The sequence below is a fragment of the Actinophytocola sp. genome (genome assembly GCF_036002505.1).
Lineage (GTDB): Bacteria > Actinomycetota > Actinomycetes > Mycobacteriales > Pseudonocardiaceae > DASYTH01.
The window spans coordinates 41,880-49,783 of record NZ_DASYTH010000185.1 but is presented as its reverse complement, the minus strand read 5'-3'; the positions used below and the strand labels follow the sequence as shown (position 1 = coordinate 49,783).

General features: G+C 70.9%; 9 protein-coding genes. 5 read left to right on the top strand and 4 right to left on the bottom strand.

From position 1 onward, the window contains the following. Positions 1-143: DUF3500 domain-containing protein (locus VGR06_RS15665; RefSeq protein ID WP_327559805.1), on the top strand; the 143-nt coding region annotated here is incomplete at its 5' end. Positions 144-215: 72 nt separating this feature from the next. On the opposite strand, the gene VGR06_RS15660 is transcribed toward VGR06_RS15665, so the two are convergent. Next, a complete protein-coding gene (locus VGR06_RS15660) occupies positions 216-1,130 on the bottom strand; it encodes a serine/threonine dehydratase (RefSeq protein WP_327559801.1) in 915 nt (304 codons plus the stop codon). A gap of 16 nt (positions 1,131-1,146) precedes the next feature. Here VGR06_RS15660 and VGR06_RS15655 point away from each other — a divergent pair, with 16 nt between their 5' ends. Continuing rightward, complete coding sequence (locus tag VGR06_RS15655) at positions 1,147-2,184, top strand: methionine synthase (RefSeq protein WP_327559800.1); 1,038 nt, start codon at positions 1,147-1,149, stop codon at positions 2,182-2,184. 96 nt (positions 2,185-2,280) lie between these two features. Here VGR06_RS15655 and VGR06_RS15650 read toward each other — a convergent pair whose 3' ends face one another. Next, positions 2,281-2,787 carry a DinB family protein gene (locus VGR06_RS15650; RefSeq protein WP_327559799.1) on the bottom strand — a complete coding sequence of 169 codons (507 nt, stop codon included), beginning with the start codon at positions 2,785-2,787 and terminating at the stop codon, positions 2,281-2,283. Positions 2,788-2,799: 12 nt separating this feature from the next. Continuing rightward, complete coding sequence (locus tag VGR06_RS15645; RefSeq protein WP_327559798.1) at positions 2,800-3,696, bottom strand: LysR family transcriptional regulator; 897 nt, start codon at positions 3,694-3,696, stop codon at positions 2,800-2,802. Positions 3,697-3,768: 72 nt separating this feature from the next. Here VGR06_RS15645 and VGR06_RS15640 point away from each other — a divergent pair, with 72 nt between their 5' ends. From VGR06_RS15640 to VGR06_RS15630, 3 genes are read left to right on the top strand one after another with little or no spacing between them, the layout of a single operon-like run. Further along, a complete protein-coding gene (locus tag VGR06_RS15640; RefSeq protein WP_327559797.1) occupies positions 3,769-4,422 on the top strand; it encodes a succinate dehydrogenase cytochrome b subunit in 654 nt (217 codons plus the stop codon). Next, entirely contained in the window at positions 4,422-6,347 is a 1,926-nt protein-coding gene (locus tag VGR06_RS15635) for a fumarate reductase/succinate dehydrogenase flavoprotein subunit (protein ID WP_327559796.1), read from the top strand. The genes VGR06_RS15640 and VGR06_RS15635 overlap by 1 nt, the downstream gene beginning before the upstream one ends. Beyond that, positions 6,344-7,147 (top strand): succinate dehydrogenase/fumarate reductase iron-sulfur subunit, encoded by an 804-nt coding sequence (locus VGR06_RS15630; protein WP_327559795.1) that lies wholly within the window; start codon positions 6,344-6,346, stop codon positions 7,145-7,147. The genes VGR06_RS15635 and VGR06_RS15630 overlap by 4 nt, the downstream gene beginning before the upstream one ends. On the opposite strand, the gene VGR06_RS15625 is transcribed toward VGR06_RS15630, so the two are convergent. Then, positions 7,132-7,563 carry a hypothetical protein gene (locus VGR06_RS15625; protein WP_327559794.1) on the bottom strand — a complete coding sequence of 144 codons (432 nt, stop codon included), beginning with the start codon at positions 7,561-7,563 and terminating at the stop codon, positions 7,132-7,134. The genes VGR06_RS15630 and VGR06_RS15625 overlap by 16 nt on opposite strands. Positions 7,564-7,904 lie beyond the last annotated feature (341 nt).

Sequence of the window (7,904 nt, the reverse complement as noted above, 5' to 3'; positions counted from 1 at the left end):
TCACCGGCACCCGCTTCGTCATCGAGTACGACAACACCCAGAACAACGTCAACCACATCCACAACGTGCTGCGCGACCGGGACGCCGACTTCGGCGGCGATCTCCTGGCCACCCACACCGCCGCCGAACGACCCGAGGCCTGAGTGCGGTGAATGCGTCTTTCCTCGCACTGGGCGTGAGGAAGGACGCATTCACCGCACCACCACCGTCCTTCATCAGGCCGGGCTCCAGTCGGTGTTCGATCCGCTCAGCACCAGGCACGGTAGGTCGCCGGGGACCTTGCCGGCGAGGAAGGCGGCGAAGCCCGCGGCCGCGGCGGGTTCGACGGCGAGGCGGAAGTCTTCCCAGAGGCGGTCGCGGGCGGCGAGGATTTCGGGGTCGCCGACGAGGACGGAGTGCACGCCGGCGTCGCGGAGCACGGTGAAGGGGATGTCGCCGACGGTGGTGGCGCCGAGGGCCGAGGCCGCCACGGAGTCCACTGTGGACTCAATGGGCGCGCCGGCGGCGAGGGCGTTGTGCAGGCAGCAGCAGTGGGTGGGCTCGACGGTGATCACGCGGCGGCCGGCGGCGGCCAGGACCGTGCCGGCGGCGAGGCCTCCGCCGCCGACGCCCACGACCAGGGTGTCGATCTCGGGGATCTGCTCGACCGCCTCGGCCGCGCAGGTTCCCTGGCCGGCCACCACGAACGGGTCGTTGTAGGCGGGCAGGCACATGCCGCCGATGGCCTCCGCCTCGGCGAGCGCGGCGGCGACCGCCTCGGAGTAGATCGTGCCGTGCCGGACCAGGCGGGCGCCGGTGGACTCGATGCGGCGGGCCTTGCCGTCGGGGACCGTGGTGGGGACGAACACGGTGGCGGGGCGGGAAAGCAGCTTGGCGGCGGTGGCGACCGCGTAGCCGTGGTTGCCACCGGACGCGGTCACCACGTGCTCGGGCCCGTCCGTGCCGAGGATGGCGTTGAGCGCGCCGCGGAGCTTGAACGAGCCGGTGCGCTGCAGGTGCTCGAGCTTGAGCACCAGAGGACGACCCGCGACCTCGGCACGCAGCACCGGCGTGCGGCGCACGTAGGGGGCGACCCGCCGGGCCGCGGACGCCACGTCGGCCGGGGTGAGCATGATCGTGGAGATGGTCATGGCCCACACTAAACCCGTGTCGAACCTCCCCTGGCCCGCCGGCGCCGCGACCGGGATCGGGTCGATGCCCGGTACCGACCCGGCCGAGGCCGCGAACGTGATCATCGGCGAGCTGCCCGACCTGCCGCACCTGCCCGAGCTGCCCCGCCGCGGCCTGGGCGCCGACGTCATCGGGCGCACTGCCGCGCTGCTGGTGGACCTCGCGGTCGAGGTGGTTCCCTCCGGCTACCGGGTCACCGCCAGACCCGGCGTGGACCACCGGCGCGCGGTCGACCTGATGCGGCGCGACCTCGACGCGTTCCAGGACGCACTGGACCGGGCCGCGGCCACGCCGCCCGCGGTGAAGGTCCAGCTAGCCGGGCCGTGGACGCTGACCGAGGGCATCGAGTTGCCGCGCGGGCACCGGGTGCTCACCGACCGCGGCGCGCTGCGTGAGTTCACCGAGTCCCTCGCCGAAGGCCTCACCCAGCACGTCGACGAGCTGGCCAAGCGCACCGGCCGCCCGGTCGTCGTGCAGCTCGACGAGCCGACGCTGCCCACGGTGCTCGCCGGCGCGCTGCCCACGCCGTCCGGGCTCAGCATGGTTCCGGCGGTCCCGGGCGCCGACGCCCGCGAGACGCTCAGCACGGTGATCAGTGCCGCGCAGGCGGCCACCGGGCAGCCGGTGATCGTGCACTGCTGCGCACCCCGCCCACCGGTGGCGCTGTTCCGCGCGGCCGGCGCCGGCGCGATCGCCCTCGACGCCACGTTCCTCGACGGAGCGCCGGCGGCCCTGGCCGACGAGATCGGCGAAGCGTGGGACGCCGGCACCGTGTTCCTGCTCGGCCTGCTCCCCGGGACCGATCCAGCGAAGCCACCGACGCTGGCCGACGCCGCCGGGCCGGCGCTGCGCCTGGTCGACCGGCTCGGCTTCCCCCGCTCGCTGCTGGCTGAGCGGGCGCTCGCCACCCCGGCGTGCGGGCTTGCCGGCGCCACCAGCGCGTGGACCCGCCGGGCGCTGGCGCTGGTGCGGGACGTTGGAAAGGCGTTCGTGGAGCCGCCGGAGAGCTGGTAGGGAAGCGCGGGTTCATGATCGCCAAATGAAGCAGGATGGTCGCGCAGCGACTCTGCTGCTTCCCAACTGGCGATCTTCCCCGATCTGCGCGACCCCTTACTCGCCGGTGGCGCCGTCGAGGCGTTCGCGGAGGAGGTCGGCGTGGCCGTTGTGGCGGGCGTACTCCTCGATCATGTGGACGAGGATCCAGCGGAGGGAGACCTTGTTGCCGTCGCGCTGGGTGCCGGTGACGTCGAGGGACGGCGTGGCGGCGACGAGCTCGCGGGCGCGGTCGCACTCGGCGTGCCAGAGGGCGAACGACTCGTCGACGTCGGCGGTGTCGACGTTGTCGAAGTCGCTGTCCGGGTCGTCGGTGGACCAGTAGCGCGCGGGGGCGTCCTCGCCGGCGAGGGTGCGGCGGAACCAGCCGCGCTCCACATCGGACATGTGGCGCACCAGGCCGAGCAGGGACAAGGTGGACGGCGGCACGGCGCGGGTGCGCAACTGGTCGTGGTCCAGACCAGAACACTTCCAGGCCAGCGTGTCCCGCTGGAAGTCAAGGAAGCCCAGGAGCGTCGTGCGCTCGTCGGCTTCCTGCGGTGCTTCGGTTCGCTCGATGGTCATGGCACGCATTCTCTACCGGAGCACCGACACACCGCCGGGCAGCCGCACGGTGGACAGGTAGGAGAGCAGGGTCGACCGCAGCGCCCGGGCCGCATTGGTGGGCGGCACGTCGGTGCGGTGCGCGAGCGCGACGGTGCGATGCAGCACGGGGGTGATCGCCGTCGCCCGCAGCGCCGGCCGGCCGGCGAGCACCATGCTGGGCACCACGGCGACGCCCAAGCCGGCCTCGACGAACTGGAGCACGGCGTCCATCTCGCCGCCCTCCACGGCGAGCTGCGGCTCGAAACCGGCCCGCCGGCAGGCCTGCAGGGTGGTCTCGCGCAGGTCGTAGCCTTCGCGGAACATCACCATCGGGGTGTGCCGCAGCGCGCTCAGCCGGGCCGGTGCCTCGGTGGTCGAGGCGACCACGAGGCGCTCGCGCAGGATCGGCGTGACGGTGAGGGCCGGGTCCGCGCCCTGCGGCGGCACGATGACCAAGGCCAGGTCGAGCTCGCCGCCGGTGAGCGCCCTGGTCAGGTCGCGTGATCCGCTTTCCTGTACCTGCAGGCGGATTCCGGGGTACGCGTCGTGGAACCGGCGCAGCACCTCGGCGACCACGGCCACGCACAGGCTCGGTGTGGCGCCCAGCCGGACCCGGCCCTGGCGCAGGCCCACCAGCTCGCCGACCTCCAGCCGCGCGGTGTCCACATCGGACAGGATGCGCTTGGCGACCGGCAGCAGCGCCTCACCGGCCGGGGTGAGCGTGACGTTGCCCCGTGCGCGGCCGAACAGCGGCGCGCCGAGCTCGCTCTCCAGGGTGTGGATCTGCTTGGACAGCGAGGGTTGCGCGACGTGCACCCGCTGCGCGGCCCGGGTGAAGTGCCGGGTCTCGGCGACGGCGACGAAGTAGACGAGCTGCTGGAGCGTCATAGTCTCAGACTATCGTCATGAGCTGGACGATATATTGGACGACTCGACGGCGGCGCTCGTACCGTTGCCGTCGTGGTGGTACTGACGCGGACGACGGTCGGCCAGAAGGCCGTCATGGCGGTCACCGGGGCGGTCCTGCTGCTCTTCGTGACGCTGCACATGCTCGGCAATCTCAAGGCTTTCCTCGGTGCGCAAGCACTTGACGGGTACGGCCGGTGGCTGCGGGAGATTCTGGAGCCGGTGTTCGGGCACGAGGGCGTGCTGTGGCTCACCCGTGGAGTGCTGGTGGTGTGCGTCGTGCTGCACCTCGTCGTGGCCGCCCAGCTCACGCGGCGGGCGCACGCGGCCCGCCCGGTCGGCTACCGCCACCGGGTGCGCGTCCAGGGCGGCTACGCGGCGCGGACCATGCGCTGGGGCGGCGTGATCATCGCCCTGTTCCTGGTTTACCACGTGCTCGACCTGACCGCCGGTGTGGCCAACCCGCACGGCGTGCCCGGCGAGATCTACCGCAACGTCACCGCGGACTTCCAGCGCTGGTACGTGGTGCTGGCCTACACCGTGGCCGTGGTGGCGCTCGGTTTCCATGTGCGGCACGGGGTGTGGAGCGCGCTGCGCAGCCTGGGCGTGGCCCGGGTCGCGCCCGGGTTCGCGCTCGGCTACGCCATCGTGCTCACCGCCGGGTACCTCGCCGTGCCCTTTGCTGTCCTCTTTGGAGTGTTGCGATAATGATCTCCTTCGGCGTGGGCGAACCGGTCGTGGACACCGCGGTTCCGGGCGGGCCACTGGAGACCCGCTGGGAGCGCAGGAGGTTCGGTGCGCGGCTGGTGAACCCGGCGAACCGGCGCCGGTTGAGCGTGATCGTCGTGGGCACGGGGCTCGCCGGTGCCTCGGCCGCGGCGAGCCTGGCCGAGTTGGGCTACCGGGTGACCTCGTTCTGCTTCCAGGACAGCCCGCGGCGCGCGCACAGCATCGCTGCGCAGGGCGGGATCAACGCGGCCAAGAACTACCGCAACGACGGCGACAGCGTGTCCCGGCTGTTCCTGGACACGGTGAAGGGCGGCGACTTCCGGTCCCGGGAGTCCAATGTGTACCGGCTGGCCGAGCTGAGTGCGGCGATCATCGACCAGTGCGTGGCACAGGGCGTGCCGTTCGCCCGGGAGTACGGCGGGCTGCTGGACACCCGCAGTTTCGGCGGCGCGCAGGTGTCCCGCACGTTCTACGCCCGCGGCCAGACCGGGCAGCAGCTGCTGCTCGGCGCGTACCAGGCGCTGGCCCGGCAGATCCAGGCCGGGACGGTGGACATGCACCCGCGCACCGAGATGTTGGACCTGGTCGTGTCGGACGGCCGGGCCCGCGGGGTGATCGTGCGGGACCTGGTCACCGGGGAGATCAGGCCACACCTGGCCGACGCGGTGGTGCTGGCCACCGGCGGCTACGGCAACGTCTACCACCTGTCCACGAACGCCAAGGGCAGCAACGCGACCGCGATCTGGCGGGCGCACCGGCGCGGCGCGCTGTTCGCCAACCCGTGCTACACCCAGATCCATCCCACCTGCATCCCGGTCAGCGGCCAGCACCAGTCCAAGCTGACGCTGATGAGCGAGTCACTGCGCAACGACGGCCGGGTCTGGGTGCCGGCCGAGCCCGGCGATTCGCGGCCACCGCAACGGATTCCCGAGGAGGAGCGGGACTACTTCCTGGAGCGGCGGTACCCGAGCTTCGGCAACCTGGTGCCGCGGGACATCGCCTCCCGGGCGGCGAAGCAGATCTGCGACGCGGGGCGCGGGGTCGGCCCCGGCGGGCTCGGGGTGTACCTGGACTTCGCCGAGGCGCTCGGCCGGTTCGGCCGCGCCGGCTTCGACGAGCGCTACGGCAACCTTTTCCAGATGTACCAGCGGATCACCGGCGAGGATCCGTACACCTCCCCGATGCGGATCTACCCCGCGGTGCACTACACGATGGGCGGGCTGTGGGTGGACTACGACCTGCAATCGTCGATTCCCGGCCTGTTCGTGATCGGGGAGGCCAACTTCTCCGACCACGGCGCGAACCGGCTCGGCGCGAGCGCGCTCATGCAGGGCCTGGCGGACGGCTACTTCGTGCTGCCCGCCACGATCGGCGACTATCTGGCCGAAGCTCCCTTTGGGACGGTCAACCCCGAGAGCGTGGCCGCGACCGAGCGGGCGGTGCGGGACCGGGTGCACCGGCTGCTGTCGGTGCACGGCGACCGGAGCGTCGACTCGTTCCACCGCGAGCTGGGCCGGCTGCTGTGGGATCACTGCGGGATGGAGCGCACCGAGGCCGGCCTGCGCAAGGCGCTGGACCGGATCCCCGAGATCCGCGCGGAGTTCTGGCGCGACGTGCGGGTGCCCGGCGCCGGTGCGGGGCTCAACCAGTCGCTGGAGCGGGCCGGCCGGGTCGCCGACTTCCTGGAGTTGGCCGAGCTGATGTGCCTGGACGCCCTGCACCGCGCGGAGTCCTGCGGCGCGCACTTCCGCGCCGAGTTCCAGACCCGGGCCGGCGAGGCGCTGCGCGACGACGAGAACTTCGGCTACGTGGCCGCCTGGGAGCACACCGGTGACGATCCGGTGCTGCACCGCGAGGCGCTTGCCTTCACCTCCGTCATCCCGAGCACGCGGAGCTACGCATGAGGTTCACGCTGCGGATCTGGCGCCAGGACGGCCCGGAGGACCCGGGGCGCCTCGTCGAGTACCTGGTCGACGAGGTGACGAGCGACATGTCCTTCCTGGAGATGCTGGACTTGTTGAACGAAAGGATCGCCGTCGAGGGGGACGATCCCATCGCCTTCGACCACGACTGCCGCGAGGGCATCTGCGGCATGTGCGGCCTGATGATCAACGGCGTGGCGCACGGCCCGGAGCGCGCCACCACCACCTGCCAGCTGCACATGCGCCACTTCCGGGACGGCCAGGCGATCACCGTCGAACCCTGGCGCGCCCGCCCGTTCCCGGTGCTCAGGGACCTGGTCGTGGACCGGTCCGCACTGGACCGGATCATCGAGGCCGGCGGCTACGTCAGCGCCCCCACCGGCAGCGCCCCGGACGCCAACGCCGTCCCGGTCCCCAAGCCCGACGCCGACACCGCGTTCACCGCCGCCGCCTGCATCGGCTGCGGCGCCTGCGTCGCGGCCTGCCCCAACGGCTCGGCGTCCCTGTTCACCGCCGCCAAGGTCACCCACCTCGGCGTGCTCCCGCAGGGCCAGCCCGAACGCCCCACCCGCGCGCTCACCATGCTCGCCACCCAGGACGCCCTGGGCTTCGGCGGCTGCAGCCTCACCGGCGAGTGCGCCGCCGCCTGCCCCAAGGAGATCCCGCTGGACACGATTCCGCGGTTCAACCGCGACGTGCTCAAGTGCGACAAAGGCGGCCTTTCTCGCGCTGGGCGTGAGGAAGGCGGCCTTCATCGCACTGCCGGCTACGGAATGCTGTAGAGGAGTGCGGTCACGGTGCCGGACGCCTGGGTGACACCCTCATCAGTCAAGCAGTCGAGCAGGTTGGCTTGGCCGGCAAGCAGTGATGCGAGAGCGGTGTCCCCGGCGAAGCGATCGGCGGTCACTACCCCCTGCACCACGACGGTTGGTGGAATTGCCGTCGCCTGGACGTGTAGGGCCACCGTGCTGGTGTCGGTACTCCCGTCGGAGAGCAGCCATGTAATGTTCACGGTCACGTCCGCGCTCCCACCGAGGGTGGTAGGTGCACAGGCGGCGTTGCCGGTGCCGGCGAGCGTTAGCGTTCCGCTCAACACGTGTGGGTTGGCCATGGTTAGGTCCACACAGTTGGTGACGATCGCGGAGCCGGTGATGTCGAACTTGCGAGGAAAGATGTTCACGCCGGGGTTGAACTCCACGTCGCCGGACACCTCACAGCGCAGGTCCAGGACCGGATCCGCCGTGGCCGTGCCGGCGCTCACCGCCAGAGATACTCCAAGAAATGTGACGAAAGCCGTTACTGAAGCCACAGTTCTTCTCATTTGCAAGACACCTCTTTCGTTGCCTTATCCATAGTGGACAGTGGCGGATCGAGGCTAGCCCACGAAGAATGGATTGGCGTGAATCTTGACCATACGTACATCAAATCTAACGAGGTGTATCCGTTCGATTACGGCGCGCTGCCGATTGAATTGATTGAGCATTTCACCAAGATTGCTCTTGCATTTCTGGTGGACAGACCCGTCGGGTGCAGAATGGG

Excerpts from the sequence above, each read along its gene's own strand:
- VGR06_RS15645 (WP_327559798.1), bottom strand. The coding sequence starts at position 3,696 with ATGACGCTCCAGCAGCTCGTCTACTTCGTCGCCGTCGCCGAGACCCGG.
- VGR06_RS15660 (WP_327559801.1), bottom strand. The coding sequence starts at position 1,130 with ATGACCATCTCCACGATCATGCTCACCCCGGCCGACGTGGCGTCCGCG.
- VGR06_RS15630 (WP_327559795.1), top strand. The coding sequence starts at position 6,344 with ATGAGGTTCACGCTGCGGATCTGGCGCCAGGACGGCCCGGAGGACCCG.
- VGR06_RS15635 (WP_327559796.1), top strand. The coding sequence starts at position 4,422 with ATGATCTCCTTCGGCGTGGGCGAACCGGTCGTGGACACCGCGGTTCCG.
- VGR06_RS15650 (WP_327559799.1), bottom strand. The coding sequence starts at position 2,787 with ATGACCATCGAGCGAACCGAAGCACCGCAGGAAGCCGACGAGCGCACG.